Genomic DNA, 26,864 nt, shown 5'->3' on the forward strand with positions numbered 1-26,864 from the left:
GTCGTGCCGTTCAGCCGGTCAGCTGGCGTACACCTCGAACTCCAGCAGCGAGTAGCCCCACGCCGTGGCACGGGTCGTGCCGTTGATGCGCACGTAGCGGCCGGTCGCGGCGAGCGCGGTGTTGTCGTCGACGCCACCGTCCCCGCCGGTCACCGAGCGCACCGTCGTCCAGTTCGTCCCGTCGGCGGACGTCTGGATCTGGTACGCCGAGCCGTACGCGGCCTCCCACGTGAGCTTCACCCGGCCGATCGCATAGGACTGGCCGAGGTCCACGCGGATCCACTGTGGATCGGCGAAGGCGCTCCCCCACCGCGTCGTCAGCGAGCCGTCGAACGCGCCCGACGCCGGGGTCCCGGCGTTCTCGACGCTCGACGCCGTGGCCGGCTTGTTCAGCGCGAGGTTGGTGGCGGGCGGTTGGGTGACCGTGCCGCCGTACACCTCGAACTCGAACAACGAGTAGCCGTACGCGGTGCCGCGGGCGGTGCCGTTGATGCGCACGTAGCGGCCCGTCCCGGTCAGCCCGGTGTTGTCGTCGACGCCACCGTTCTCGCCGGCCACCGACTTGATGGTGGTCCAGGTCGTCCCGTCGGCCGAGGTCTGGATCTGGTACGCCGAACCGTACGCCGCCTCCCAGGTGAGCTTCACCCGGTTGATGGAGTACGACTGGCCGAGGTCGACGCGGATCCACTGTGGATCGGAGAACGTGCTCGCCCACCGGGTGGTCAGCGAGCCGTCGACCGCCGCCGACGCCGGGGTCCCGGCGTTCTCGGTGCTCGACGCCGTGACCGGCTTGTTCAACGCCAGGTTCGACGACGGCGGTTGCGTGGTGCCGGAGTTGAACGTGAAGTCGTCGATGTCGAACAACGACCCCGCCCCGCCGGTGAACACCAGGTACAGCGCAGATGTGCCGGCCGGTGGGCTGATCGTCCCGGTGACGTCGGCCCAGGTCTCCCAGCCGCCGGTCGGGGCGACCTGCACGGTGCCGGCCACCGGGCCGGTCGGCGAGCCGGTCCGCACGGTGATGGTGCCGCCGGTGCCGGCCGAGGCGACCCGCGCCTTGATGCTGTTGACGCCGGCCAGGTTGTACGTGTTGAAGGAGATCCAGTCGCCGTTCTCGATGTACCCGACGGCGTTGCCGCCGTGCGCGCTGGCCTTGGCGGCGAGCTGGACGCCGTTCATGGTGTTGTAGTGCTCGGCCTGCCGGGTCCGCGGCTGCAGCTGGTGCTGGTCCTGGACCGCGGTGCCGCTGACCGGGGTGTACACGGCGGCCATGACCCCGAAGATGTTCGAGCTGGGGTCGTGTTCACCGTCCACTGTGGTCTGGATCGACCCGGTGCAGCCGTTCTTGCTGGTGATCGGGTGACCGTGGCTGTCGTGGCCCAGGACGTAGTTGACCACGACCCGGTTGCAGTCGATGGTGCCGGCGTTCGGGTCGGTGACCCTCACCTCGAACGGCACCAGGTCCCCGAACTGGAACACCGAGCCGTCTGCCGGGGTGATGAGCTGGATCGTCGGCCGGCCGACCCCGACGACGACACTGGCCGTCGCGGTCCTGCCCCCGGTGTCCCGCACCGTCAGCGTCGCGGTGTACTCGCCGTTCGTGGGGTACGTGAACGTCGGGTTGGCCGCGGTGGAGTCGGTGCTGCCGTTGGTGGTGAAGTCCCAGGCGTACGTGATCGCATCGCCGTCCGGGTCGTTGCTGCCGGCCGAGCTGAACTGCACGGTCAGCGGCGCCGCACCGGAGGACGGGGTCGCGGCGGCCTGGGCGATCGGTGACCGGTTGCCGCCGCTGTTGTACTCGATGCGGTAGAGCGCCGAGTTGGCGTCGCCGCCGAACCAGGTGGTGCCGTAGTCGAGCACGTACAGGGCGCCGTCCGGCCCGAACTCCATGTCCATGATCGCGGTTCCGGTCCACGGGATCGAGTCGATCGCGCCGGCCGTGCCGTTGGCGTTGATGGTGGCCGCCTTGATCCAGCGGCTGGTGAACTCACCGAGGAAGGCCTTCCCGTTGTACGAGGCCGGGAACTTCACGTCCGAGACCAGGTTCGGGTTGAAGTTGTAGACCGGGCCCGCCATGGGGCCACCGCCACCCAGCTCCGGCCGCCAGGGGCCCTGACCGCCGTACGGCAACCAGGCGGCCTGCGACGCCGGCAGGGTGGTGATGCCGGTGTTGTTCCGCGAGTTGTTCGTCGGCCCACCGGCGCAGTTGTACTGACCGGCCGACGGACCCGTCGGGAACGTGTACTCGTGGTACGGGGTGTTGTAGTTGGAGCAGTACGGCCAGCCGAAGAAGCCCGGCTGGGTGATCCGCTCGAACGAGACCGTTCCCGCCGGCCCGCGGTTCGGGTCGGCGGAGCCGGCGTCGGGGCCGTAGTCACCGAGGTAGACGACCCCGGTTGCCTTGTCGACGCTCATCCGGAACGGGTTGCGGAAGCCCATGGCGTACACCTCGGGCTTGGTGTTCGGCGTGCCGGGGGCGAACATGTTGCCGGCCGGGACGGTGTAGCCGCCGGTCGCGCCGGGCTTGATCCGCAGGACCTTGCCGCGCAGGTCGTTGCTGTTGCCCGAGGTGCGCTGCGCGTCGTAGGCGGGGTTGCGGTCGGTCCGCTCGTCCAGCGGCGCGTAGCCACCGGAGTCGAACGGGTTGCTGTCGTCGCCGGTGGACAGGTACAGGTTGCCGGCGGCGTCGAAGTCGATGTCACCGCCGACGTGGCAGCACAGGCCACGGCTGGTCGGCACGTCGAGGATCGTCACCATCGAGTTCGGGTCGATCGTGTAGTCGTCCCGCACGGTGAACCGGGCCAGCTTGTTGGAGCCGTTGAACGGGGCGAACTGCGCCGCCGTGCCGGTGGACGGGGCGTCACCGCCGGGCGTGCTGAGCGGTGGCGCGTAGTAGGCGTACACCCATTTGTTGGTGGCGAAGTTCGGGTCGGCCTTGATGCTCTGCAGACCCTCCTCGTCGTGGGTGTAGACCTGCAGCGTCAGGGCGACCTTCGTGTTGCCGTTGACGTCGGTGTACCGGACGACGCCGTCGCGCGAGGTGTGCAGCACGCCCCGGTTCGGCAGGACGGTGAGGCCCATCGGCTCACCGGTCTCCGCCACGCCCTTGGCCAGGTTCACCTGGTTGAACGTGCCGGCGGCGGACTGCACGGAGCAGTTGCCGAGGTTCTGCGCGGCGTACTTGATGCCGCCGAGCAGGTGGGTGCGGAAGTTCGCCTCGGTGTAGCTCTCCTGGGTGTGGCCGAGGCCGGTGTACCAGGAGCGCCCGCCGTCATACGCGCGGCACCACGAGATGGGGTGGTCGCCGTTCATGGTGCCGCCGGTGTACGTGGCCTCGTTGAGGTTCGCGAGGACGTGCACCTGCGAGCGCGGGTTGGTGCGATAGTTGTACAGCTCGTCGGTGCGGTTCCAGTTCGCCGGGATGCCCGCGTTGGACGGGTGCGCGGTGTCCTCGATGCGCACCGTCACCGGCTGGATGGCCGGGTGGCTGGCGAAGTAGGCACCCACGAGGTTGCCGTACCACGGCCAGTCGTATTCGGTGTCGGAGGCGGCGTGCACCCCGACGTAGCCGCCGCCGGCGCGGATGTAGCGCTCGAACGCGGCCTGCTGGTTGGCGTCGAGCACGTCGGCCGTCGTCGACAGCCAGATGACCGCCTTGAAGCGGGCCAGGTTCGTGTCGTTGAACTGCGTCGCGTCCTCGGTCGCCTCGACCGTGAAGTTGTTCTGCGTGCCCAGTTGCTGGATCGCGGTGATCCCTGCCGGGATCGCGTCGTGCCGGTACCCCGCGGTCTTGCTGAAGATCAGCACCGAGAAGTCGGCCGCGAACGCCGGGGCGATGTTGAAGCCTGCCGCGGCCAGCACGAGGGCGACGCAGAGCAGCACTCTGCGGAACATGATCGGTTGCACCTCTCCTACGGAAGAAAGCAGCGAACGACGTGCGCCGATCACGTCCGATCGTTGGCCGCGGTCTGGTGACCCCGCGGTCGGGCCCCGGTGGTAGGCGGGCACGGCGGTGCGCCGCCCGCGCCGGCGGGTGGATGTGGGATGTCGCGCGGGCTTCGATGCCACGCGGATGTGCGGCGTCGCGCGCCTCGCCGAAGGTCGCGCGGTGCCGTTCGGCAGCCCGGCACCGTTGGCGGCGGCATCCGGGCATTTCAGGGGCGGGGGGCGGGGGCGGGGTCTCCTTCCACCTCGACCAGCAACTCCAGAGAGCGCTCTCTCATCGAGGTGCCGACCAGTTAAGCAGACTCCCCACCCGCTGGCAACGGTCTCAGCATCGACCATCATTTATCCAGGCAAAGCGGCTATACGATCCACGTGCGTGACTACGGCCCACCGAACCGCCCGGAGACCGAAGGGCACCTGAGCGTGATGACGGCCGTCGCGTCCGACGCCGCCGGGCGAGGACTACAGCGACCGGGCGCGGGAGAGTTCGGCGACGGACCACGCCTGGAAGGGGCACCCGGTGGCGGTTCGGAGGCGGCGATTGCTTGAGGGATCGCTCAGCCATTGCCTCGGGCGGCGCTGAGGTGGCGGGACAGGACCAGGACGGAGGTGACCGCCTGGCCACGTCCCCGGCCGTCTCACCCGGCCCATCCGGCCACCCGGCAGGCTCCACTGATCCGGCGAGGCCGCCACGTCCCGGTCGCGGTGCTGCAGCAGCACGTCAACGCTGCTACACCGCGCAGGGGCGGGCCAAACGAGAGGCGGTGCGGCGGCCTGCGGCGCTGCCGTGAGCGTCGCGATCGCCCTCGAGACCCTACGCGATCGCGGGAGGAAAGGCTGAGTAAAGGCCTGGTCATGCGGCTGGGGTGACGTTCTGTCGCCCTGGATGCTGGTGGTGTGGTCGCATGAGCAATCCGGAGCGGGAGCGGGTGGAGTCGTTCGGGCGGCCGGAGGACGGGCTCGCCGATGCCACCCCGTGGTACCGGTGGGGACCGTACCTCAGTGAGCGCGCCTGGGGCACGGTCCGCGAGGACTACAGCGGCGACGGCACCGCGTGGGAGGCATTCCCGCACGAGCACGCCCGGTCCAGGGCGTACCGGTGGAGCGAGGACGGCCTGGCGGGCATCAGCGACGCGGAGCAACGGCTGTGCTTCGGCCTCGGGCTGTGGAACGGTCGCGACCCGATCCTCAAGGAACGCATCTTCGGCCTCACCGGCAATGAGGGCAACCACGGCGAGGACGCCAAGGAGTACTGGTGGTACCTCGACGCGGTGCCGAGCCACGCCTGGCTGCGCTGGCGCTACCACTACCCGCAGCGGGCGTTCCCCTACGGGCGGCTCGTCGGTGAGAACCGGCAGCGCTCGCGGGAGGAACCGGAGTTCGAGCTGCTCGACACCGGCGTGTTCGACGAGGACCGGTTCTGGATCGTGGAGGCCGACTACGCCAAGGCCGACCCCGACGACCTGCGCATCCGGCTGCGGATCACCAACCCCGGGCCGGAGGCGGAGACGCTGCACGTGCTCCCGACCGTGTGGTTCCGAAACACCTGGTCGTGGGAGGGCGGCGGCTCGAAGCCGCGGCTCGCCGCGAAGGACGGCTCGATCGGCATCGAGCACGAGGGCCTGGGATCGATGGTGCTGCAGGCCGCGCCAGGGCCCGACGGATCGTTGCCGCGGCAGGTGTACTGCGAAAACGAGACCAACGCCGAACGGCTCTTCGGGGCGTCGTCGGACACGCCGTTTCCGAAGGACGGCATCAACGACCACGTGGTGCACGGCGCCGCGACCGTGAACCCGGCCCAGGAGGGCACGAAGGCGGCTTTCTGGTACGAGTGCACCGTCCAGCCCGGCGAGACGGTGGAACTGTCGCTGCGGCTGGCCCCGAAGGCGGACAAGCGCGCGTTCGGGCCGGGCTTCGAGAAGGTCCTCAAGCAGCGCCGGGCCGAGGCCGACACGTTCTACGCCGCGCTGACGCCCGCCGGTACCAGCGCCGAAGACGCCATGATCATGCGGCAGGGATTCGCCGGCATGATCTGGGGCAAGCAGTTCTATAACTACGACGTCGCTCGATGGCTCGCCGGCGATCCCGCGCAACCGCCGCCCCCGCCCGGACGGCAGCACGGCCGCAACGCCGGCTGGCGGCACCTGGACGCCTCCGACATCATGTCGATGCCGGACCCGTGGGAGTATCCGTGGTTCGCCGCGTGGGACTCGGCCTTCCACGCGGTCGCGCTCGCCCGCATCGACCCGGCGTTCGCGAAGTACCAGCTCGTCCTGCTGTGCCGGGAATGGTTCCAGCACCCCAACGGCGCGATCCCCGCCTACGAGTGGGCGTTCGAGGACCTCAACCCGCCGGTGCAGGCGTGGGCCGCCCTGCAGGTGTACAACGTCGACGGCCGTCGCGACCTCGCGTTCCTCACCCGGGTCTTCTCGAAACTGGTCCTGAACTTCACCTGGTGGGTCAACCGCGAGGACGCCCAGGGCCGCAACCTGTTCGAGGGCGGGTTCCTGGGCCTGGACAACATCGGCCCGATCGACCGTTCGCATCTGCCGCCGGGGTACCGGCTGGAGCAGTCCGACGCGACGGCCTGGATGGCGTTCTACTGCCTCAACCTGCTCGAGATGGCCAGGGAGCTCGCGGCGCACAACCCGGCGCTGGACGACCTCGTCGTCAAGTTCCTCGAACACTTCGCCCTCATCTCCGAGGCGATGCACGGCAACGATCTGTGGGACGAGCAGGACGGGTTCTACTACGACATGCTGCGCGCGCCCGACGGCACCAGCGAGCCGCTGCGGGTGCGGTCGATGGTCGGCATCATCCCGCTGTTCGCCACGAAGGCACTGTCGCAGGAGGACTTCGCCCGCGTCCGCCGGCTGTGCAAGAGCTTCGCCGCGATGCCCGAGCACCAGGTGCTCGGCGAGACCGACGGGATGATCGGCGTCGGCGTCGCCGCGCACGGCCGGGCCCGCCGCATCCTGCCGCACCTGTTCGACGAGGAGAGTTTCCTTTCGCCGTACGGGCTGCGCGCCCTCTCGAAATGGCACGCCTCGAATCCCTTCCGCATGGAGCTGCCCGGCTGGACGGCGACGGTCGGCTACGAGCCCGCGGAGTCCAGCACCGGCATGTTCGGCGGCAACTCCAACTGGCGCGGTCCACTGTGGATCCCGTTGAACTACCTCGTCGTGCGCACCCTGGAGGACTACCACGCCAACCTCGGCGACGCCGTGAAGATCGAATACCCGACCGGTTCCGGGCGGCAGTGCACCGCCGGCGAGATCGCCGAGGACCTCCGGCAGCGGATGCTGTCGCTGTACCGGCGGGGCCCGGACGGCCGCAGGCCGGCGTTCGGGGGGATCGACCGGTTCCAGCACGACCGGCACTGGCGGGACAACCTGCTGTTCTACGAGTACTTCCACGCCGACAACGGCGCCGGCCTCGGCGCCACGCACCAGACCGGCTGGACCGGCCTCCTGGCGGAGCTCGTCGCGCGCCCCGCGGTGGCCCGATGATCACGTTCGGCCGTCAGGTGTGCGGCTCGCTCGAATCGGCGGCCGGCCGCGAGTGGCTGGTCACCGACGGGCTCGGCGGTTACGCGATGGGCACCGTCGCCGGGCTGCGCACCCGCCGGTACCACGGGCTGCTCGTGGTCGCCTCGCCCGGCGCGGCATCCCGCCGGCTCGGCCTCGCCGCCCTCGACCCCGTCGTGCGGATCGGCGACCGGGTGGTCCGGCTCGCCACCGGCGAGTGGGCCGGCGGCGCCGTCGACCCGGCCGGGCACGTGCACCTCGCCGAGTTCCGCCTTTCCGACGGCGTACCGTCATGGCGCTGGGACCTCGGCGACGTGGTGCTGGAGCGGGAGATCGCGATGGCCCACGGCCGGCCCGCGGTCGGCGTGGTGTTCCGGGTCCTGCGCGCGCCGCACCCGATCGACCTGGACCTCACCCCGTTGTGCACGTGGCGGGACGCGCACGGCGAGCGCAACGCCTACGGCGCACCGCAGATCACCCCGGTCGCGGGCGGCTTCGAGTTCGAGGGCGCCTACCGGGTGACCGGCCCGTCGTGGCAGCCGGGCGGTGACTGGTTCCGCGGTGTGTACGCCCGTGAGGAGGCCGCCCGTGGGCTGAACCCGGTCGAGGACCTCTTCGCCGCCGGTCGCTTCACCGCCACGCTCGCGCCGGGCGCCACCACATCCGTGACCGCCTCCGTCGGTGCGGAACCGTCGTCGGGCGCCGGCATCGTCGCCGATGCCCGCAAGCGCGCCCGATCGCTCGGCCGGCTCGCCGGTGCGACCGACGCCGCCGGCCGGCAGCTGGCGGTCGCCGCCGACCAGTTCGTCATCGACACGCCCACGGGCCCGTCGGCCGTCGCCGGCTACCCGTGGTTCGGCGAATGGTCCCGCGACCTGATGACGTCCTTCGAAGGCCTGTTCCTCACCACGGGCCGCCACGACGAGGCCCGCCGCGTCCTGCTCCGCGCCGGCGCGACCGTGTCCGACGGGATGCTCGCCAACACCGCCGACACCGGCACGCTGGAGTACAACACCGCCGACGCCGCGCTGTGGTTCCTGCACGCCGCCGGGAGATACGTCGCGGTGACCGGCGACCTGGACATCGTGGCCGCGCTCGCCGACCCCATGCACGAGGTCCTCGACCACCACCTCCGCGGCACCCGCTACGGCATCGCCGCCGACCCGGCCGACGCCCTCCTCACCCAGGGCAAGCCCGGCTTCGCCCTCACCTGGATGGACGCCCGCGTCGACGGCGTCCCCGTCACCGACCGCCACGGCAAACCCGTCGAGATCAACGCCCTGTGGATCGCGGGTCTGGCGGGCACCGCCGCGCTGTTCGACCGCATCGCCCGCCGCAACGACTGGGCGTCCGTCGCGTCCCGCGCGGCGGCGTCGTTCTCGCTCCGCTTCCCCCGTCCCGACGGCCTCGGCCTCTACGACGTCGTCGACGGCCCCGCGGGCGACGACCCGTCGATCCGCCCCAACCAGCTCCTGGCGGCGGCGCTGCCATCAGTACCGGCGGCGGATCCACGCATCGTCGAACTCTGCCGCGCCACGCTGCTCACGTCCCTCGGCCCGCGCTCGCTGGCCCCCGGCTCACCGGGCTACCGCGGCGTGCACCGCGGCGGCTCGTCCGACCGCGACCACGCGTACCACCAGGGCACCGTGTGGCCATGGCTCATCGGCCCCTTCATGGACGCCGCCCGCCGCGTCGGCGCCGACACCACCGGCGTCCTGGACGGCCTCGAACTCCACCTCAGCGAATGGGGCCTCGGCTCGGTCTCCGAAACCACCGACGGCGACGCCCCCCACACCGCCACCGGCTGCCCCTTCCAGGCCTGGTCCGTCGCCGAGCTCTTCCGCGTCCGCTCGCTCCAGCACACGGACCCGGCACCCGCGATGCCGGGGAAGCGGTCGACCTGACCGTCCTGCCGGATCCTTCCGGCAGCGGCGACCGGATGCGGCAAGCGGTCGCGCCGGAAGACGGTATGGGCGGGTTCGATGCGGCGCGGTGTCGAGGTCGCCGTGTCCACGGTCGACGTCGTCGAGGTCCGGCAGGGCCAGGCCCCGCCGAGCGGGTCGTCGACCTCGCGGAACACCTGGAGCAGCGGCCGCAGTCGCCGTACACGCGGCCGAACCGGCGCAGGGTCTGAGCATTGCCGTGGCGGTCGCCGAGTGACTCGAAGATCGACGGCTTGCACCGCTCCGGTCGGAATCAGGCCAGCTGCGCCACCGCCTGCGCCAACCCGGCAACACACTCATGACGCAGCAGGATCGTGCGGTCATGGACCGGCTCGGCCAGGAACCACGCGCCCACGATGGGAAGTTCCAGAGCGGCAAGTTCGATGTATTCGTCGCTTCCGTCCGCCTCGGCGAACCTGTGAACGCACAGCCCGATAGCCGGATCACCGGTCGTCACGACCAGTGGCGCCGAACGATGCCATTGTTCATGATGTCGAATGTCATCGCCCTCGACGCCGTACGCCGTGCACGCCGTGCGAACGCACCAATCCGGGTGCGCCTGAACATCCATCTCGTGCTCCTTGCCCTGCAAATCGCGACGGTTGCGCCGGACGCACCAGAACAGCTATGACTGATGCAGATCCGACTGCGGATTGTGCATGCAAGTTATCCCTGAGTAGGTTCCACGCTGTTACCAAGTGGTTCCGGCGGTTTCGTCGCGCGAGGACCAGAGTGTCTGGGAGGCAGGCGTGAGATCACCTAGAGTTGCGACCGAGCCCATCGGTGAACGGCTACGGGTGCTGCGGCTGCAACGCAACTGGTCCATCCGTCATGCCGCGGCTCTCGCCGGCATCAGCCACGTGCAGTGGGGCAGGCTCGAGCGGGGTGAGCGCAGCGCGGACAACCGTTTCATGCTCGCCGCGCTCGCCAAGGCCCTCAATGTGCCGCTTGCGGAACTCACCGGCACCGGAGCCATCGGCTCCGACCATGGGGCGACCGAGGCGAAAACTGCTGTCTACCACATACTGCAGGCCGCCATCGAGGCAGATCTTGAAGATCCACCGTCCACGACAGAACTGCCGCTTGCGCCTCTCTTGCAGCGGCTCGACCTCGTCATCGATCTCCGACTCAAATGTGACTACACCGGCGCGGCGAAGCTGATTCCAGCGCTCCTGCGCGATCTGCACGCCGCCGCGTTCGGTGATGAGAGACCGGGCGCTCGAAGCGCTCGTTCTTGCTCAGGACACCGCGTCGTTCGTCATCAGGTATCTGGGTGACCCCGCATCGGCCGTCATGATCGCAGATCGCGGGCGGCAGGCCGCGACGTATCTGCAGGATCCCGTCATGCTCGGCCTTGCAGCATGGTCGCAGGCCCACGCCGCGAGTGGCTGCGGGTTGTACGCCCGTGCGCTCAGGATCGCCGAACGCGCCAGAACCGACCTCGAACCCCATACCGGCAGGCCACATGGCCAGGAGATGCTCGGTCAGCTCTACATGATGACCGGATTCACCAAATGGGCGCTCGGTGATACCGCGGCAGCTGAGGCCGCGATCGCAGAGGCGGAGCGAATTTCCCGAGTCACCGGCCAGTCCCGGGCACTTGGGCTGAACTTCGGGCCCACCGCCATTGATGTTTGGCGAGTCAGCATGAATGCCGACGTCGGCGATCCGCGCGCAGCGGTCCAGATCGCCCGTGACATCGATCCGACGGGCATAGCGGCGGTGTCACGTTCAAGGCAGGCGGCGTTCTACGTCGACACGGCTCGTGCGCTCAGCAACCTCAACAAGGACACCGAGGCGCTACGGATGCTGCTCAATGCTGAACGCCTCGCACCGCAACGCGTACGGCTGTCGCCTCTCGTCACGGAAACAGTGCGCCACTTGTTGGAGCAGTCTCGGCGTAAAGCCGGGTGGACTGAACTGAGAGCGTTGTGCGAGAGGGTCGGGGTGCGGCCATGACGGGCGAGGTGAGCGTCGTCTACGCCAACGAACAACCGCCCGACGCATGGGACGCGTCGTTGTTCATCGCGGGTCCCATGCCACGAACGACGACTGTCCCATCGTGGCGCCCCGCGGCGCTCAGCGCCATTGAAGCTGCCTGGTCCGGTGCCGGACGCCTGGTGGTATTCGTCCCCGAGCCGCGCGACGGCAAGCCGCTGAAGTACGACCACCACACGTGGGAGGACCGCTGGCTGGCCATCGTCGACGTGATCGTCTTCTGGGTTCCCAGGGACATGCAGCATCTTCCGGGACTGACAACGAATGTGGAGTTCGGCCGCTGGGAGTCCAGTGGCCGGGTGGTCCTCGGCGCCCCGGCCGGTGCCGCCCATGTCGGGTATCTCAGAGAATGCGCCAAGCGCAACAACGCACCGGTGACCGAGACCCTGGACGAGGTTGCGGCGGCCGCCATGGCGCTGATCGGCAGCGGATCGCACCGTTGCGGCTCCGAACGGCAGTTTCCTCTGCCGGTGTGGAGCGATCCCGTCCTCCAGGGCTGGCTGGCGGCCCGCCGCCAGGTGGGTCAGACGTTGACTTCGGCGCGGGTCCTCTGGCTCCAACGCGGCGAAGACGGCGCTCCTGCCCGTTGGGTGCTCAACGCTCGTTTCGAGCCCTGCGACCAGGGGCCGCCGTCCAACGAGTTCATCGCGTTCGGTGACGTCGGTCGCCCGTGCTGAACGCAGGTCGTGGGTCACTTCTTCCAGAAGAAGACCAGGGTGTAGCCGTCGGGGTCGGGGAGTTCGAACTCGATCATGCCGGACCGCTTCGCCGGGGCGGTGGTGGGTTTGAGGCCAAGTTCCTGGACGCCGTCGTAGAAGGCCTGGATGTCTTCCACCTTGATGTACAGGTGGCTGCCGGCGTGCGTGACCGCGCCGTCCTCCTGTGGGCGGAAGGTGATCCAGAACCAGTTCACGTAGGCGGTCAGCTGGGCCGGCTCGCGCTTGAGGCGGAAGCCCAGTTTCTCGTAGAACGCGGCGGTCTCGTCCAGGTCCTTGACGTGGCAGACCACGCCCGAGATGCTGCTCATCTTCATTGTCCGCTCCCTTCGCTGTGGGGGTCTTCATCGGTACTGACGTGGCCCGCGGCGGCGATGTGACGGGTGCCGGGGGCGGATTCTCGACACCGCGGCTCGTGCTGACGCCGTTGTGCGTCGCCGACGCCGACGTGATGGTCGGCGTGCTGGGCGCGCAGGAGCTGCACGAGTTCATCGGCGGGCGGCCGGCCGACCTGTTCGAGCTGCGGCGACGGTACGAGCGGATGACCGCCGGACCGGGCGACCCCGACGAGGTGTGGCTGAACTGGATCATGCGCCGCGCCGAGGACGGCGTTGCGGTCGGGACGGTGCAGGCCACCGTGACCCGCGACGCCGCCGAGGTCGCCTGGGTCGTCGGCGTGCCGTGGCAGGGGCGCGGCTACGCCGCTGAGGCCGCCGCGGCGCTCGTGGACCGGCTGTTCGCGCAGGGGGTGCACGCCGTCACCGCGAGCATCCACCCGGAGCATCACGCGTCGGCGGCGGTCGCGGCGAAGGCCGGCCTCGTCGCGACGGATCGGGTGGTCGACGGCGAGCGGATCTGGCAGATCACCCGAGGTCCGAATTCCTCCGTTTTGCGGTAGTCGGGGTGATTTTCGGGCGATCATTTCCGTGTGAGCCAGGAAACGGGAGGGCCTGACGACGATCACGTGGTCCACGTCGGGCGGCAGCCGATCTACGACCGCGACGGCGTCGTGATCGCGCACGAGCTGCTGTTCCGCGCCGGGGCGACCGCCGCCACCGCCTCCCGCCGCGACGCGCACGCCACCGCCCGGGTGCTGGTCGCCGCGTTCACGGAGTTCGGGCTGGAGGAGATCGCCGACGGGCACGTCTGCTTCATCAACCTGACCCGCGATTTCCTCACCGGGCACCTGCCGCTGCCGTTCGACTGCAGCCAGGCGGTCCTGGAGGTGCTGGAGACGACCGACGTCGACGAGGACGTCCTGGCCGGGGTGACCTCGCTCGCAGAGCAGGGGTACACCATCGCCCTCGACGACTTCGTGGTCGGCGCCAGTCACGAGCGGCTGCTCGACGTCGCCACGTACGTGAAGATCGACATGCTGGACGTGGCCGAGGAGGACGTCCGCGCGACGGTCACCACCTGCCGGCTGCACGCGCACCTGCAGCTCATCGCGGAGCGCCTCGAAACACCGGAGGCGCTGGACCTGGCGATGTCGCTGGGCTTCGAGTTCTTCCAGGGTCACGTCCTGGGCCGCCCGCACGTCAGCTCGGCCGTGGCGCTCGCGCCGTCGCGCCTCACCCGGCTGCGGATCATGGCCGCGCTCAGCGCCGACGACGTCGACATCGACGGGCTCGTCGCCACGGTCGGCCAGGACGCGGCCCTCAGCCTGCGGCTGCTGCGCGCCACGAACGCGGCGTCGTTCGGCCTCAACCGGACCGTGTCGTCGATCCGCGACGCGGTCGTGGCGCTGGGCCTGACCCGGCTGCGGCAGTGGGTCACGCTCATGGTCGTCGCCGACATCACCGAGGCCGATCCGGAGCAGCTGAGCCAGTTGCTGATCCGCGCCCGCTGCTGCCAGTTGCTGGCCGAGGCCGCGGCGCTGCCCGGCGAGCCCGCCTACATCGGCGGGCTGCTGTCGGCCGTCGCGGACCTGTTCGGCGAGCCGACCGACCGGATTCTCAACGGCGTGCCCCTGGACCGGACCCTGACCGACGCGCTCGTCACCGGCAGCGGGCCGCTCGGCGACGTGCTCACCGCAGTCCGCGCCTACACCGCGCCGGCCGCGGAACCCGCCGGGCACCCGCCCGCCGATCCTGGCGCGCTCGCGGCGCACTACCTGGCGGCCGTGCGCTGGACGAACGCCACCCTGGCCGACCTGTCCACCGAACTGCGCGAGCCCGCCCCGGACCGCGCCGCAGAGCACCGCGTCGCGCAGGACCGCTGAGGCCGGCGCGGCTGCGCGATGTGCGGCCTCGGCGAGCTCCTCAGCGACCGTGGCCGGCCGAAGGAGGCCGACCGCCGGCTCCGCGGCGCCGCCGACGCCGGCGCCGTCCGCGCCATGTCCGCCTCGGCGACCTCCTGACGTAGGCCATGAGCCGTCAGGTGTGGACGGGGACGCCGAGGGCGTCGAGGAACTCGCGGGCCCAGTGGTCGACGTCGTGGGCCTGGACGTGGGCGCGCATGCGGCGCATCCGGGCGGTGCGGTCGTCGGGTGAGGCGTCGAGGGCGGCGACCATGGCGCGTTTGAGGTCCTCGACGTCGTGCGGGTTGACGAGGAACGCGTCGTCGAGCTCGGCGGCCGCGCCGGTGAACTCGCTGAGGACCATGGCGCCGAGCTCGTCGCGGCGGGCGGCGACGAACTCCTTCGCCACGAGGTTCATGCCGTCGCGCAGCGGGGTGACGAGCATGACGTCGGTGGCGAGGTAGAGGGCCACGAGCTCCTCGCGCGAGCGGGACTGGAAGAGGTAGTGCACGGGCACCTTGCCGACGGCGCCGTGCTCGCCGTTGATCCGGCCGACCTCCCGTTCGACGCGTTCGCGCAGCTGCTGGTACTGCGCGACCCGCATCCGGCTGGGGGTGGCGACCTGCACGAGGACGACCTCGTCGTTGGAGACGGCCTCCTCGGCGAGCAGCTCGCCGAACGCCTCGACGCGCTGCTCGATGCCCTTGGTGTAGTCGAGCCGGTCGACGCCGAGCAGCAGCCGCCGGTCGCCGCCGAGCTCGGCGCGCAGCCGGTCGGCCTCCCGCTGCGCGCCCGGCGAGGCGGCGATGCGGTCGATCTCGGCGACGTCGATCGAGATGGGGAAGGCGCGTGCGACGACGGTGCGGTCCTCGTACACCACCGAATCCTCCTGCGGCGAGAGGCCGAGGATCCTGGCCGTCAGCTGCAGGAAGTTCTGCGCGGCGAGGGGCCGCTGGAACCCGACCAGGTCGGCGCCGAGCAGCCCGCGCAGCAGTTCGGCCCGGCGGGGCAGCTGCATGAACAGCTCCACCGGCGGAAACGGGATGTGCAGGAAGAACCCGATGCGCAGGTCGGGCCGCAGCGCGCGCAGCATCGCCGGGACGAGCAGCAGCTGGTAGTCGTGCACCCACACCGCCGCGCCTTCGGCGGCCACCGCGGCGGTGGCCTCGGCGAAGCGACGGTTGACCGCCTCGTAGGCCTGCCGCCATTCCCGCTTGTGCACCGGCGGCTCGACGAGATCGTGGAACAGGGGCCAGATCGTCGAGTTGGACTGGCCCTCGTAGTAGCGGTCGATGTCTTCGGAGCTCAGCGGCACCGGCTGCAGCTGGATCCCGTCGACCGCGGCGGGTCCGGTGTCGTCGTCGGGTGCGCCGGTCCAGCCGACCCAGGCACCACCGGAGGCGCGCACGATCGGCTCGAGGGCGCTGACCAGCCCGCCCGGGCTGCGGGTCCACTGCGCTTCGCCGTGCTCGTCGGTGGTGCGGTCGACGGGCAGCCGGTTCGCCACCACGACAAAGGAGTATCCGTCAGCCACACCCCCGGGTTACCCACCGGCGCCGGGACAAACCAAAGGGTGTGGCCGCCGCGGAGCAGGTCAGCCGAGGTACTTCTCCCACGGGCCCGTGATGGCCAGGGTGATGCCGGGGACCTGGATGTTGACGAACAGGACCTTGCCGTCCGGGGAGAACGTCGGGCCGGTGAACTCCGAGTAGGTCGGCGCGCCGTTGGACGTGCCGTTGCTGAGCATGTTGCGGGCGATGGCGTAGGTGGGGCCGCCGGGGACGGAGCTGAGCACGTGCGAGGCGCGCACGCCGTCCTCGGCGAGCACGAGGGTGCCCCACGGGGTGACCGTGACGTTGTCGGGGCCGTCGAAGGTCAGGTCGGCGTACTTCGGCGCCGGGCCCTCGCCCTCGGCGGCCGCGTTGTGCGGGAAGTAGGTGACCAGCGTGATGGTCTGGTCGTCGTAGTTGTAGAACCAGACCATGCCGTCGTGCCTGGTCGCGTCGGCGGGCAGGTCGTTGGCGCCGAAGGCGAAGCTGTTGACGATGTAGCAGCCCTTGCGGGTGCTCCAGACGCCCTCGAACTTCTTGCCGCGGGTGACGGTGCCGTCGGCGAACTGGGTGCGGATGGACTTCGTGGTCGCCTCCCGGTCCGGGACCTCGATCCAGGTCACCTTGAACGGCCGGCCGAGCTGCGCGGAGGTGAGGTAGGCGACGTCGGGCAGGATGCCGCCGTCGTCGAGGCGGATCTGCATCGCCTCGAGCTTGCCCGCGGTGTCGCTGAGCGTGTCGGCGATGCCGGGGCCGAGCCGCTTGCCGTCGGTGGAGCTCCACCGGTAGAACAGGCCGTTGGGGCCGCTGGCGTCCTCCGACAGGTACACGTGCCGCAGGTCAGGGTCGACGGCGAGGGCCTCGTGGTCGTAGCGGCCGAACGCCTTGATCGGCTTGGGCAGCTGCTGCTTCGACCCGCTCTGGAAGACCTCGAAGACGTAGCCGTGGTTCTTCTGGTACGTGCCGGTCTGGCCGCCCGCGGTCCAGGTGGCGCCCGCGTTGATGGTGGTCTCCTCGCAGGTCAGCCACGTGCCCCACGGGGTCACGCCGCCGGCGCAGTTGCGGACGGTGCCGGAGATGCCGACCCACTCGCCGGTCCGGCGGCCGCGGCCGTCGGTGGTGATGACGGTGCAGCCACCCGAGTTGACCGCGCCCGGGTCGTAGACGGTGCCTTCGACGTGGGGCACGCCGTAGACGGACAGGTGCGGGGTCAGCTCATGGTTCTGGATCACCGTCAGCCGGTTGTGGCCGTCGGCGACGACGCCGGTGCCGTCGTGGTAGCCGGGCGTCTTGCCCTGCCCGCCCGACAGCTCCGTGCTGCCCTCGCGGGTGACGATCGTGTAGGAGAAGCCCTCGGGCAGCGCGAGGATGCCGTTCGGGTCGTCCTTCAGCGGGGGGAACGGGCGGCCGCCCGAGCCGCCGCCGGGGCGGCCCGGCTCGTGCGCGGCGGCCGGCTCGGCGAGGCTCGGCAACGCGCCGGCGACGGTCAGACCGACCCCTGCCGCGGTGCCACCGGCGAGAACTTGCCGACGGGAAACGGTCATGCTCACATCACTCCCTGGATGATGAACACATACGTGGTCATCCATGAGCGTCTGAGACGCCGGTGAATATCCGGCAAACGTGGGGCGTCCGGCTCACGCTGAGCTGACGTCAGCGTCCCCACGACCTCGCAAGGCGGTGCGCGTGACCTGATGCACCACCGCCGTGAGGGGGACGGCGACGGCCGCGCCGGCGATCCCGCCGGTGAGCGCCCCGGCGGTGACCGCGACCAGGACGACCGCGGGGTGCAGGCGCAGCGCCTTGCCCATGATGAGCGGCTCGAGGACGTTGCCCTCGACCTGCTGGACGATGATGACGGCGGCGAGCACGAGCAGCGCGTCGACCGGTCCGCCGGCGGCGAGGGCGACCAGGGTCGCGACGCCCCCGGCGACGGTCGCGCCGATGACCGGCACGAACGCCGCGACGAACGTCAGCACGGTCAGCGGCAGCGCCAAGGGGACGCCGATGATGAACAGCGCGGCGCCGATACCGACGGCATCGATGGCGGCGACGGCGACGGTGCCGCGCGCATACCGGGACAGCGCCCGCCAGCCGTTGCCGGCGGCCTCGCTCCACCGGTCGCGGCTGTGCTCCGGCAGCCGGTCCCGCGCCCGACCCGCGATCGCCGGGCCGTCCTTGAGCAGGAAGAACACGAGGATCAGCGCGAGCACCGCCGAGCCGAACGCTTCGACGGCGCCCATCGCGTACGCCGCGGCGTTCGGCGCGACGGCCTTGCGGACCCGCTCGCCGCCCTGCTCGACGGCGGCGTCGAGCTGTCGGTCGCTGACGCCGAACGTGCTCGCGATCCAGTCACGGGTGCGCTCCCAGCCCTGGCCGAGCTCGTCGGGCAGCTCGCCGGCCTGGGCGGCGACCGCCTGCCACATCAGCAGCACCGGCACGACCAGCACGACCAGCAGCACGAACACGCCGGCGAGCGCGCCGACCGCCCGCGGTGCGCCACGGCGGCACAGGAAATCGGTGACCGGCTGGAGCAGGGCGGTGAGCAGCAGCGCGACGACCACCGCGAGGGTCAGCGGCGCGACCAGCACCGCGAGACGCAGCGCCAGGTACACCGCCGCGGCGACCACCAGGGCGCAGCCCGCCGCGGCGGCGGCGAACCGCAGCGACCAGGGCAGTGCCCGCCAAACTCCCGTGCCACGATCCGGCGTCATGGCCGGCTCTGTACCCGAGCGGGTTCCGCGGCACACACCGCTGTCGCTCCGACGGCCCCGTGGCCCGCTACAGCCGCGCTGGAGTCTCGCTGGAGGGCGCTTCCGGGACGGGTCATGCCCGCGTACGGTGACCGCGTGCCCGCCCTCGAGATGGTCCTGCCCGGTCCCGTCGAGCCCGAGGGCCTGCTGGCGCAACGCAAGCCGGTGCCCCGGCCGGCGCCACACGAGGCGCTCGTCGAGGTCGAGGCGGCCGGGATGTCCTTCGACGACATGCTGATGCGGCGCGGCGCCTGCCTCGACCGCCGCACGTATCCGATGGTGCCCGGCCGCGACCTGGCCGGTGTGGTGACCGCGGTGGGCGGCGCCGCCGACCCTTCGCTCGTCGGCCGGCGCGTCGCCGCCGTCGTGCCCGGCGGGGCGTGGGCCACGCACGTCACCGTCGCCGTCGACGCGCTCACGCCGGTGCCAGGGACGCTCGGCCCGGTCGAGGCCGTCGCCCTGGCCTATCCGGGGGTGCTCGCCTCGCATCTGCTGCACGACGTCGCCGGCGTCCGGCCCGGGCAGGTCGTCGTCGTGCCCGGCGCGCCCGGCTGGGCCGGCACGACGCTGGTGCAGCTCGCCCTGCAGGCCGGCGCGCGGGTCATCGGCATCTCCAGCACCCGGCAGCTGGCCGGGACCACGGACCTCGACTTCGCCCCCGTCGACCACTGGACCGAGGACGTCACCGCGCGGGTGCTGCAGCTCGCGCCCGGCGGTGCCGACGCCGTCTTCGACAACATCGGCGGACCCAACCTCGCCGACTCGTGGGAGCAGCTCAACGCGTCGGGGATCCTGGTCTCGTACGGCAACAACGCGACGCGGGACACGGTCGTCGACCAGGCCGCCCTGCGGGACCGGTTCGGCGCGTGGACGGCCGCGTCGCCGGGCCGGCGGGCGGTCACCGCCGGCCTGTTCGCGGACGGCCCGCCGGCGAACACCGTCCTCAGTGGACTGTTCGCGGCAGCGGCCGAGGGCCGGCTGCGGCCGTACGTCGCCGCGACCCACCCGCTGGCGGACGCCGCGGCGGCGCTGCGCGAGTTCGAGGCCGGCGGTCAGGTCGGCCGGGTCGTGCTGACCGTTCAACGCCGCGACCGGTGACGCCCTGCCAGCCGCAACGGTGGTTCAGTCCCACCAGACGCGCCACACCGGCTCCCCGCCGAGGCTGACGGCCAAGTCCGTCAGCGTGTCCGCGAAGTAGTTGTCGTACGCGCCGTCGTTGTACACCGTGTACTCCATGGCGAGCCTCAGGGCCGCGGGCCGGTCCAGCGGCGGGTGGCGCACCGTGAACTCGGCGCTGTCCGTCGTCATCGCGACCAGCTCGGCGCCGTAGCGGGCGTGGAAGTACCGCAGGATCGCCGCGTGCTCCGCCGGCGACGGGTACCCGTTCCAGCCGCCGTGCCGCAGCACGAGCGGGACCTGCCACGGCGCCGCGGCGGGGACCAGCGCGACCACCACCTCGTCGTAGTGGGCCACCTCGAAGCCGGGCGGCTCCGGCCGGGCCCGCCACTCCCCCTCACCGCGCAGTTCGGCGCGGACGGTGTCGGCGTGCGCGCCGTAGATCCTGAGCCGGGACGCGATGCGGTCGGCCAGGAGCGCCGCGCCGTCGAACCGCAGGCCCGCCTCATCAAGCGGGCACGGATGCAGTTCCTCGGGGGCGGCCGCCGGCATCAGCAGCGGCCACAGCCCGGTGCCGGCGTGCTGCGCACGGAGCCGGAGCCACCACAGCAGGCCGTCGTCGCCGGCGGGGAAGCCCCACACCGGTACACCCGCCGCCGTCGTCATCAGGAGCCGGAGCGAAGCCATGATCGGCAAGATACCGCCCACGACGCGGCGAGGAGGCCCCCGGCGACCGCGCACAGCAGCCGCGCGCCGGTGGTGTGGGCCTGCGCCGCACCGGGCAGGAACGGTGTGACCGCGACCAGGGGCAGCGTGACGGCGGCGGCGACGGTCCAGAACAGCACCGGCCGGCGGTTGCGCGGTGGCGGGTCGCCGTGCCAGAAGCGCAGCAGCCGCCGGCGGCCGATGTGCGCGACGACAGCGGCGAACCCGAGCGCGCCGAGCGCGTGCATGACGTACTCGGACCACGGGAGCAGGAACTCCACCCGGTCCAGGGCGAGGTGGCTGGCGGCACCGAGCAGCGCCGACGACACGGTGACCGGCCAGGCGGGCCACCGGCCGAGCGCGCCGAAAGCGGCGAGGCCCGGCAGGTGCGCGGCGAGGACCGGCGCCGCCCGGCGGGTCAGCCACACGACGGCGACGGTGACCGGCAGGCACCAGACGACGAGCCCGGGCAGCTGGTGCGACAGCGGCCAGACCGGCAGGCCCGAGCCGTCCAGCGCGTACGCGAGGTCCGGTGCCGTCGAGCCGGCGACGAGCGCGACGCCGTCGAACCAGCGTGGCCGCCACACCTTCAGCGGCAGCACGGCGGCGGGGTGGGACGGGAACGTCAGGGGCACCGGGGCAACGCTAACGACGGCCCGTGGGGGTCGGGTGCCGCCGTTGTGGAGATTCGGGGAGGATGGCCACCATGACGAGCATCGCCGAGGCGCCGCTGTGCCAGGCGCGCAACTCCGCCGCGTTCTGGGCCGCGACCGGTGTCGCGCGTGGCCACGAGGTGATCCGCCGCCCCGGGTATCTCGCCGTCGCCGGCGACGAGCGCGCGGGCCTGCGCATCGTGATCCAGCGGGCCGGCCTCGACGCGGGTGAGGTCGCCGAGATCACCGAGCTGGCGGGCGGCGCCCCGGGGCCCGTGGACATCGAGGACCCGTTCAGCGCGACCGACCTGGCCCATCTCGGCCTGCGCACCTGGCAGATGCCGGTCATGCTGCGCCCGCCCGCCCCGGTGGACGCGCCGGCGATGGCGGTGACCCGGGTCCGCGACGAGACGGACCTGCACGCGGCGGAGCGGGCCGTGATCGGCGGGTTCGAGCTGACCCGCTTCGAGCCGCACCGCGGCGGCGAGCTCTTCCCGGCGGCGCTGATCGAGCAGCCCGGCGTCGAGGTGTACGTCGCGCGGCTCGACGGCGAGGTCGCCGGGGCGTGCGTCACGGTCGTCGACGACGGGCTCGGCAGCCACTACTGGGTCGGGACCCCGCCCGCGTTCCGGTCCCGTGGCGTCGGCCGGGCCGTGATGCTCGGCTCCCTCGCGCCGCTGGCGGAGCTGCCGGTGACGCTCACGGCGTCGCGGCTCGGCGTGCCACTGTACGAGTCCCTGGGCTTCACCGCGGCTGCGCCGTCGACGTGGCGGTCGTCGACACGCTGAGATACCACCACGACTCGCCGAGCGCGGCGGCCTGCTCGTCGGTGGGACGGTGCCCGTCCGGCAGCCGCACCGCCATCGCCCCGGTGCGCCGCACGATGTCCCGCAGCTCCCGCACCGCCGGCAGCCGGCCGAGCTCCTCCACGGTCGGTGCGCCGCCCATGAGGATGCCGCTGCCCAGGGTGTACCAGAGCGCGATCAGCCGCACGTCACCGGCGCTCTCGGCGGCCCTGGCCACGGCGAGGACCGCGTCGATCAGCGCCACCGGGCGCGGTGCGGCGGCGTCCGGCCCGGTCAGCAGCCCCGCCTCGACCATCCGCCGCCACAGGTCGGTGCCGACGTCGCAGTACACCAGCGGCGCAACGACATAGCCGTCCTCGAGCTCGGTGTCGTAGCCGTCGAAGTCCTCGGCGTCCTCGTCGAACGTGCGCAACGCTGTGAACTCCGTCAGCCCGTCGAAGAAGTCCCGCCGCAGCGCGAAGTCGGGGTGCCGCTCGATCGGGAACGCGTACACGAACCGGCGCCGCAGCAGCAGGTCGATGTCCTGGAAGTAGGTGATCCCGCCGTCGAGGCCGCGCTGGAACGCGAACAGCGCCGCGAACCAGTCCCGCGGCCGGTCGTCGTCCGCCGGGTGGTGGGCGTCCAGGAGGCGCACCGAGTCCCACACCATCTCCTCGAACATCCTCGCAACGATGCCACATCCGTGATGGTCCGGGCGGTGCTGTCCCCGGCGTGAACGGCCGAAAGTGTCATACGTGTCCTCTACAGTTGCCCGGTGCATGTCGCAGACAGTCATGACCTGATCAAGGTCCACGGGGCCCGGGAAAACAATCTGAAGGACGTCAGCGTCGACATCCCCAAGCGCCGTCTGACGGTGTTCACCGGGGTGTCGGGGTCGGGCAAGAGCTCGCTGGTGTTCGGCACGATCGCCGCGGAGTCGCAGCGGCTCATCAACGAGACCTACAGCGCGTTCGTGCAGGGGTTCATGCCGAGCCAGGGGCGGCCCGACGTCGACCTGCTCGAAGGGCTCACCACGGCGATCATCGTCGACCAGGAGCGGATGGGGGCCAATTCCCGGTCCACGGTCGGCACCGCCACCGACGCCAACGCCATGCTGCGGATCGTGTTCAGCCGCCTCGGCGTGCCGAGCGCGGGACCGTCGTCCCACTACAGCTTCAACGTGCCCGCCGGCGCGTGCCCCCGCTGCGAGGGCATGGGCACCAACAACGACATCGACCTCGACGAGCTGTTCGATCGGGACAAGTCGCTGTCCGAAGGCGCGATCACGATCCCGGGTTACAGCGTCGACGGGTGGCTGGTGCGGATCTTCGCCGCGTCCGGGTTCGTCGACGCCGACAAGCCGATCCGTGACTACACCGACCAGGAGATGCACGACTTCCTGTATAAGGAGCCGGTCAAAGTCAAGATCGACTCCATCAACATGACCTATGAGGGGCTCGTGCCCCGGGTGCAGAAGGGGTTCCTGCAGAAGGACAAGGAGGCGCTGCAGCCGCACCTGCGGGCGTTCGTGGAGCGGGCCGTCACGTTCACGGCGTGCCCCGAGTGCGGCGGCACCCGGCTCAACAAGGCCGCGCTCGACTCCCGCATCGACGGCATCAACATCGCCGACGCGTGCGCGATGCAGATCAGCGACCTCGCCGACTGGGTCCGCGGCATCAAGGACCGGGCGGTCGCACCGCTGCTGGCGACGCTGCAGCAGACGCTGGACTCGTTCGTGGAGATCGGCCTGGGATATCTGTCCCTCGACCGGCCGTCCGGCACGCTGTCCGGCGGCGAGGCGCAGCGCACGAAGATGATCCGGCACCTCGGGTCGAGCCTGACCGACGTGTCGTACATCTTCGACGAGCCGACCGTCGGGCTGCACCCGCACGACATCCAGCGGATGAACGGGCTGCTCGTCCGGCTGCGCGACAAGGGCAACACGGTCCTCGTCGTGGAGCACAAGCCCGAGACGATCGCGATCGCCGACCACGTCGTCGACCTGGGCCCCGGCGCGGGCGGCGCGGGCGGCACCGTCTGCTTCGAGGGCACCGTGTCCGGGCTGCGGGCCAGCGGGACGCTCACCGGGCGCCACCTCGACTACCGGGCTTCCTTGAAGTCCGATCCGCGCAAACCGGCCGGTGCGCTGCCGATCCGCAACGCGACCCGGCACAACCTGCAGGACGTGAGCGTCGACGTGCCGCTCGGGGTGCTGGTCGTCGTCACCGGCGTCGCGGGGTCGGGGAAGAGCTCGCTCATCCACGGCTCGGTGCCCAAGGGCGCCGGCGTCGTCTCCGTCGACCAGACCGCGATCCGCGGGTCCCGCCGCAGCAACCCGGCGACGTATACCGGCCTGCTCGACCCGATCCGGACCGCCTTCGCCAAAACCAACGGCGTGAAGCCCGCCCTCTTCAGCGCCAACTCGGCCGGCGCCTGCCCCAACTGCAACGGCAACGGCGTCATCTACACCGACCTGGCCATGATGGCCGGCGTCGCCACCGTCTGCGAGGAATGCGAAGGCAAACGCTTCCAGGCGGCCGTCCTCGAATACAAGCTCGGCGGCAGGAACATCAGCGAGGTCCTCGCGATGTCCGTGACCGAGGCCGAGGCGTTCTTCGCCGCCGGCCACGCGAAGTCGGCGCCCGCGCACGCGATCCTGCACCGCATGGCCGACGTCGGCCTGGGGTATGTCACCCTCGGCCAGCCGCTCACCACCCTGTCCGGCGGCGAGCGCCAGCGGCTCAAACTGGCCATCCACATGGCGGAGAAGGGCGGCGTCTACGTCCTGGACGAGCCCACGACGGGCCTGCACCTCGCCGACGTCGAGCAGCTGCTGAAGCTCCTCGACCGCCTCGTCGACTCCGGCAAGTCCGTCATCGTCATCGAGCACCACCTGGCCGTCATGGCCCGCGCCGACTGGATCATCGACCTCGGCCCGGGCGCCGGCCACGACGGCGGCCGCCTCGTCTTCGAAGGCACGCCCGCCGCCCTGGTGGCCGCCCGCTCCACCCTCACCGGCGAGCACCTCGCCGCCTACGTGGGCGCATAGCCGGCGATCGGTCGATGTCCGGGGGCCGTCGCGACGAGCGGTGCAACCGCTGCCGCCGCGCCGGGCTCCGGGCTCCGGGCTCCGGGCTCCGGGCACGGGGTCAGCGCCGCGACGGACACAGCCGCGCCGGGCATGTCCCGACGCGGACAGCCCAGCGCGGACAGGATCCGGGTGTGCGGGTGGTGGTTACCCTGTGTGCGGCGGTCGGCGGGCTTGGGGGATGTTCGTGGAGCTGGATCTCAGTGCGCGTGCGGGTGAGGTGCTCGACGCCGAGATCGTGGTGCCGCCGAACGCGGGGCGGTGGGCGGCCGTGAGGTTGTTCGCGGCGGCGACGTTCTACGCGATCTTCGACGACCAGGGCGACAGCCCGTCCACGCCCACACTGGACGGGTTTCTGGTGGTCACGCGGCGGGACACCGGGGAGACGGTGCTCCAGGTGGACCTGTCGCTGCGCCCGGCCGTGGACGAGCCCGACATCGACTATCTGGGATACGTGCGGCGGCAGTTCGACGAGCTCACCGCCGGCGAGTTCCTCGACAAGTGGGGCGTGGCAGCCTAGGAACGGCCGGCGCGGGAAAGCGCGGTTGAGGCCTGGGCGGCCAGCGCGGGCACGAGGTCGGCGGCCGACGGCAGATCGGTGATCAGGTCGACGCCCTCCCCCGCCCAGACGGGCAGCGGCGTGACGGCGCCGCTGGCCACGTCCTGCTGATAGTCCCGCAGCGCTGCGGGAGAGGCGGCGAGCTCGTCCTCCCGCCCACGCCACGCGAGGGCGCCACCGGCGGAGCCACCCATCGGCGCGAGGGCGATCGGGTGCCGGACCCCGGCGAGACGCGTGAACGGCGTCGACAGCATCCCCGCACGGTACTGTCGCCGCCATGCTGTTCGTGTACCGGTCGCCGTACGAGGGCCCGCTCAGCAAACGCGTCCGGCGGTTCCCGGACATGAGCGTGCTGGACTGGTTCCGCGGCGGGTGGGACTGCGGCGACCCGTACGACTGGGTCGACGAGCAGCTCGGCGGTCGCGTGTACGGGCTGGCGTCCATCTTCAGGGAGACGCGGGAGCACGGGAAGTCCCGCCCCGGGACGCTCGACGAGCTGCGGGAGCTGCTGCACGAGCACCTGTACGTCGAGGGCGGCCCCGACTTCATCCGCTTCGACGAGCGCGGGCTGCGGGCCCGTACCGACGACGACGAGGTCGAGATGGCCTACTTCTTCGTCGACAGTGCGAGCGAGGAGAGCGACCGGCTCGCCTTCCTTCTGCACGACTGGCCGCTGCCCGGGAACGCGGCCGGGGAGGCGCCGTTCGTCTCGGACTGCCCGGTGACGGTGGTCGCGCCGGCGGGCCCGGGCAAGGCGACGACGTACGCGGTGCTGCTCACCCACTACGACGGCGAGACCCTGGCGTGGCAGCCGCCGTTCGCGTTCCCCGGCATCGACCTGCCCGCGCTGCCCGGCCACCTGCGCGCCGCGCCGCCGGACGACGCCGTCTGGCCGCCGGAGCTGCTCGTCCTGCGGGCCCTCGTCGCCCCGGGCGACTACACGATCGAGCCGGCGCTGCGCCGGTGCAACCTGTGGCCCGGCTTCAACCTCAACGACACGCCGTGGCCGCGCGGCATGCCGGAGGCGCACGCCGACGTCCACCGTGAGGCCACCGAGCTGATCGCGGTCGGCGAGTGGACCCACGACCGGAACCCCGAGGCGTCGCTGCTGCGGTGCGACGAGCACCTCGCGCAGCTGGCGATGCACTGCAACGAGCCGTTCGGCTTCCAGCAGTGGTTCCTGTTCGACTCCGTGTGGGCGGCGTCGCATCCGGTACTGGCCGCTGCGCTACTGCGGTACGCCGGGCACTGGGACCCGTTCGGCTGACGGCTGTGGCACCCTGTCTG

22 protein-coding genes are annotated in these 26,864 nt (G+C 71.3%); 12 read left to right on the forward strand and 10 right to left on the reverse strand.

Annotated features, from left to right (window positions below; all coding sequences use genetic code 11):
- Positions 1–18: 18 nt before the first annotated feature.
- Complete coding sequence (locus ABZS58_RS38760) at positions 19–3,894, reverse strand: ThuA domain-containing protein (RefSeq protein WP_354788523.1); 3,876 nt, start codon at positions 3,892–3,894, stop codon at positions 19–21.
- A gap of 956 nt (positions 3,895–4,850) precedes the next feature.
- On the opposite strand from ABZS58_RS38760, the gene ABZS58_RS38765 reads away from it, so the two are divergent.
- Complete coding sequence (locus tag ABZS58_RS38765; protein ID WP_354788525.1) at positions 4,851–7,454, forward strand: glucosidase; 2,604 nt, start codon at positions 4,851–4,853, stop codon at positions 7,452–7,454.
- Positions 7,451–9,376 carry an amylo-alpha-1,6-glucosidase gene (locus tag ABZS58_RS38770; RefSeq protein WP_354788527.1) on the forward strand — a complete coding sequence of 642 codons (1,926 nt, stop codon included), beginning with the start codon at positions 7,451–7,453 and terminating at the stop codon, positions 9,374–9,376. Before ABZS58_RS38765 ends, ABZS58_RS38770 begins: the two co-directional genes overlap by 4 nt.
- 292 nt (positions 9,377–9,668) lie before the next feature.
- On the opposite strand, the gene ABZS58_RS38775 is transcribed toward ABZS58_RS38770, so the two are convergent.
- On the reverse strand, positions 9,669–9,986 hold the full coding sequence (locus ABZS58_RS38775) for a hypothetical protein (RefSeq protein WP_354788529.1): 318 nt from the start codon (positions 9,984–9,986) through the stop codon (positions 9,669–9,671).
- Between the two features lie 226 nt (positions 9,987–10,212).
- On the opposite strand from ABZS58_RS38775, the gene ABZS58_RS38780 reads away from it, so the two are divergent.
- The 3 genes from ABZS58_RS38780 to ABZS58_RS38790 are packed head-to-tail and all read left to right on the forward strand — an operon-like array spanning position 10,213 to position 12,090.
- Positions 10,213–10,692, forward strand: a complete 480-nt coding sequence (locus tag ABZS58_RS38780) for a helix-turn-helix domain-containing protein (RefSeq protein WP_354788531.1) — start codon at positions 10,213–10,215, stop codon at positions 10,690–10,692.
- The gene (locus ABZS58_RS38785; RefSeq protein ID WP_354788533.1) at positions 10,619–11,374 is read left to right on the forward strand and encodes a hypothetical protein; all 756 of its coding nucleotides are present in this window, start codon (positions 10,619–10,621) and stop codon (positions 11,372–11,374) included. Before ABZS58_RS38780 ends, ABZS58_RS38785 begins: the two co-directional genes overlap by 74 nt.
- Positions 11,371–12,090, forward strand: a complete 720-nt coding sequence (locus ABZS58_RS38790; protein WP_354788535.1) for a hypothetical protein — start codon at positions 11,371–11,373, stop codon at positions 12,088–12,090. Before ABZS58_RS38785 ends, ABZS58_RS38790 begins: the two co-directional genes overlap by 4 nt.
- A gap of 14 nt (positions 12,091–12,104) precedes the next feature.
- On the opposite strand, the gene ABZS58_RS38795 is transcribed toward ABZS58_RS38790, so the two are convergent.
- Positions 12,105–12,446 (reverse strand): VOC family protein, encoded by a 342-nt coding sequence (locus tag ABZS58_RS38795; RefSeq protein ID WP_354788537.1) that lies wholly within the window; start codon positions 12,444–12,446, stop codon positions 12,105–12,107.
- 98 nt (positions 12,447–12,544) lie between these two features.
- On the opposite strand from ABZS58_RS38795, the gene ABZS58_RS38800 reads away from it, so the two are divergent.
- Both ABZS58_RS38800 and ABZS58_RS38805 read left to right on the forward strand, forming a co-directional pair.
- Positions 12,545–13,027, forward strand: coding sequence for a GNAT family N-acetyltransferase (locus ABZS58_RS38800; RefSeq protein WP_354788538.1), 483 nt, complete (start codon positions 12,545–12,547; stop codon positions 13,025–13,027).
- Positions 13,028–13,057: 30 nt separating this feature from the next.
- On the forward strand, positions 13,058–14,350 hold the full coding sequence (locus tag ABZS58_RS38805; protein WP_354788540.1) for an HDOD domain-containing protein: 1,293 nt from the start codon (positions 13,058–13,060) through the stop codon (positions 14,348–14,350).
- Between the two features lie 154 nt (positions 14,351–14,504).
- On the opposite strand, the gene ABZS58_RS38810 is transcribed toward ABZS58_RS38805, so the two are convergent.
- The 3 genes from ABZS58_RS38810 to ABZS58_RS38820 all read right to left on the reverse strand — a co-directional run bounded on the left by ABZS58_RS38810 (position 14,505) and on the right by ABZS58_RS38820 (position 18,632).
- Positions 14,505–15,902: a trehalose-6-phosphate synthase gene (locus tag ABZS58_RS38810; protein ID WP_354788542.1), complete on the reverse strand. Its 1,398-nt coding sequence runs from the start codon at positions 15,900–15,902 to the stop codon at positions 14,505–14,507.
- A 60-nt stretch (positions 15,903–15,962) separates the two neighbouring features.
- Positions 15,963–17,462: an alkaline phosphatase PhoX gene (locus tag ABZS58_RS38815; protein ID WP_354788543.1), complete on the reverse strand. Its 1,500-nt coding sequence runs from the start codon at positions 17,460–17,462 to the stop codon at positions 15,963–15,965.
- A 93-nt stretch (positions 17,463–17,555) separates the two neighbouring features.
- Positions 17,556–18,632 carry an AI-2E family transporter gene (locus tag ABZS58_RS38820; RefSeq protein ID WP_354788544.1) on the reverse strand — a complete coding sequence of 359 codons (1,077 nt, stop codon included), beginning with the start codon at positions 18,630–18,632 and terminating at the stop codon, positions 17,556–17,558.
- Between the two features lie 135 nt (positions 18,633–18,767).
- Between ABZS58_RS38820 and ABZS58_RS38825 the strand changes: the two genes are divergently transcribed.
- Positions 18,768–19,769, forward strand: coding sequence for a zinc-binding dehydrogenase (locus tag ABZS58_RS38825; RefSeq protein ID WP_354788545.1), 1,002 nt, complete (start codon positions 18,768–18,770; stop codon positions 19,767–19,769).
- Between the two features lie 24 nt (positions 19,770–19,793).
- Here the strand turns inward: ABZS58_RS38825 and ABZS58_RS38830 are convergent, their stop codons facing one another.
- Both ABZS58_RS38830 and ABZS58_RS38835 read right to left on the reverse strand, forming a co-directional pair.
- On the reverse strand, positions 19,794–20,474 hold the full coding sequence (locus ABZS58_RS38830; RefSeq protein WP_354788546.1) for a DUF4253 domain-containing protein: 681 nt from the start codon (positions 20,472–20,474) through the stop codon (positions 19,794–19,796).
- The gene (locus tag ABZS58_RS38835; RefSeq protein ID WP_354788547.1) at positions 20,453–21,127 is read right to left on the reverse strand and encodes a DUF4184 family protein; all 675 of its coding nucleotides are present in this window, start codon (positions 21,125–21,127) and stop codon (positions 20,453–20,455) included. Before ABZS58_RS38835 ends, ABZS58_RS38830 begins: the two co-directional genes overlap by 22 nt.
- A gap of 71 nt (positions 21,128–21,198) precedes the next feature.
- Between ABZS58_RS38835 and ABZS58_RS38840 the strand changes: the two genes are divergently transcribed.
- Positions 21,199–21,933 (forward strand): GNAT family N-acetyltransferase, encoded by a 735-nt coding sequence (locus tag ABZS58_RS38840; RefSeq protein ID WP_354788548.1) that lies wholly within the window; start codon positions 21,199–21,201, stop codon positions 21,931–21,933.
- On the opposite strand, the gene ABZS58_RS38845 is transcribed toward ABZS58_RS38840, so the two are convergent.
- Entirely contained in the window at positions 21,890–22,612 is a 723-nt protein-coding gene (locus ABZS58_RS38845) for a hypothetical protein (protein WP_354788549.1), read from the reverse strand. The genes ABZS58_RS38840 and ABZS58_RS38845 overlap by 44 nt on opposite strands.
- 93 nt (positions 22,613–22,705) lie before the next feature.
- On the opposite strand from ABZS58_RS38845, the gene ABZS58_RS38850 reads away from it, so the two are divergent.
- Together ABZS58_RS38850 and ABZS58_RS38855 are read left to right on the forward strand one after the other, a co-directional pair.
- A complete protein-coding gene (locus tag ABZS58_RS38850; protein WP_354788551.1) occupies positions 22,706–24,979 on the forward strand; it encodes an excinuclease ABC subunit UvrA in 2,274 nt (757 codons plus the stop codon).
- A gap of 220 nt (positions 24,980–25,199) precedes the next feature.
- Positions 25,200–25,538, forward strand: coding sequence for a hypothetical protein (locus tag ABZS58_RS38855; protein ID WP_354788553.1), 339 nt, complete (start codon positions 25,200–25,202; stop codon positions 25,536–25,538).
- Here the strand turns inward: ABZS58_RS38855 and ABZS58_RS38860 are convergent.
- Positions 25,535–25,831, reverse strand: a complete 297-nt coding sequence (locus ABZS58_RS38860) for a hypothetical protein (protein ID WP_354788554.1) — start codon at positions 25,829–25,831, stop codon at positions 25,535–25,537. The genes ABZS58_RS38855 and ABZS58_RS38860 overlap by 4 nt on opposite strands.
- Before the next feature lie 23 nt (positions 25,832–25,854).
- Between ABZS58_RS38860 and ABZS58_RS38865 the strand changes: the two genes are divergently transcribed.
- Positions 25,855–26,844 (forward strand): hypothetical protein, encoded by a 990-nt coding sequence (locus ABZS58_RS38865; RefSeq protein WP_354788556.1) that lies wholly within the window; start codon positions 25,855–25,857, stop codon positions 26,842–26,844.
- The last annotated feature ends 20 nt before the right edge of the window (positions 26,845–26,864 follow it).

The organism is Dactylosporangium sp. NPDC005555 (genome assembly GCF_040605635.1).
Lineage (GTDB): Bacteria > Actinomycetota > Actinomycetes > Mycobacteriales > Micromonosporaceae > Dactylosporangium.

Excerpts from the sequence above, each read along its gene's own strand:
- ABZS58_RS38760 (WP_354788523.1), bottom strand. The coding sequence starts at position 3,894 with ATGTTCCGCAGAGTGCTGCTCTGCGTCGCCCTCGTGCTGGCCGCGGCA.
- ABZS58_RS38765 (WP_354788525.1), top strand. The coding sequence starts at position 4,851 with ATGAGCAATCCGGAGCGGGAGCGGGTGGAGTCGTTCGGGCGGCCGGAG.
- ABZS58_RS38770 (WP_354788527.1), top strand. The coding sequence starts at position 7,451 with ATGATCACGTTCGGCCGTCAGGTGTGCGGCTCGCTCGAATCGGCGGCC.
- ABZS58_RS38775 (WP_354788529.1), bottom strand. The coding sequence starts at position 9,986 with ATGGATGTTCAGGCGCACCCGGATTGGTGCGTTCGCACGGCGTGCACG.
- ABZS58_RS38785 (WP_354788533.1), top strand. The coding sequence starts at position 10,619 with ATGAGAGACCGGGCGCTCGAAGCGCTCGTTCTTGCTCAGGACACCGCG.
- ABZS58_RS38790 (WP_354788535.1), top strand. The coding sequence starts at position 11,371 with ATGACGGGCGAGGTGAGCGTCGTCTACGCCAACGAACAACCGCCCGAC.
- ABZS58_RS38795 (WP_354788537.1), bottom strand. The coding sequence starts at position 12,446 with ATGAAGATGAGCAGCATCTCGGGCGTGGTCTGCCACGTCAAGGACCTG.
- ABZS58_RS38815 (WP_354788543.1), bottom strand. The coding sequence starts at position 17,462 with ATGACCGTTTCCCGTCGGCAAGTTCTCGCCGGTGGCACCGCGGCAGGG.
- ABZS58_RS38820 (WP_354788544.1), bottom strand. The coding sequence starts at position 18,632 with ATGACGCCGGATCGTGGCACGGGAGTTTGGCGGGCACTGCCCTGGTCG.
- ABZS58_RS38830 (WP_354788546.1), bottom strand. The coding sequence starts at position 20,474 with ATGGCTTCGCTCCGGCTCCTGATGACGACGGCGGCGGGTGTACCGGTG.
- ABZS58_RS38840 (WP_354788548.1), top strand. The coding sequence starts at position 21,199 with ATGACGAGCATCGCCGAGGCGCCGCTGTGCCAGGCGCGCAACTCCGCC.
- ABZS58_RS38845 (WP_354788549.1), bottom strand. The coding sequence starts at position 22,612 with ATGTTCGAGGAGATGGTGTGGGACTCGGTGCGCCTCCTGGACGCCCAC.
- ABZS58_RS38855 (WP_354788553.1), top strand. The coding sequence starts at position 25,200 with ATGTTCGTGGAGCTGGATCTCAGTGCGCGTGCGGGTGAGGTGCTCGAC.
- ABZS58_RS38860 (WP_354788554.1), bottom strand. The coding sequence starts at position 25,831 with ATGCTGTCGACGCCGTTCACGCGTCTCGCCGGGGTCCGGCACCCGATC.
- ABZS58_RS38865 (WP_354788556.1), top strand. The coding sequence starts at position 25,855 with ATGCTGTTCGTGTACCGGTCGCCGTACGAGGGCCCGCTCAGCAAACGC.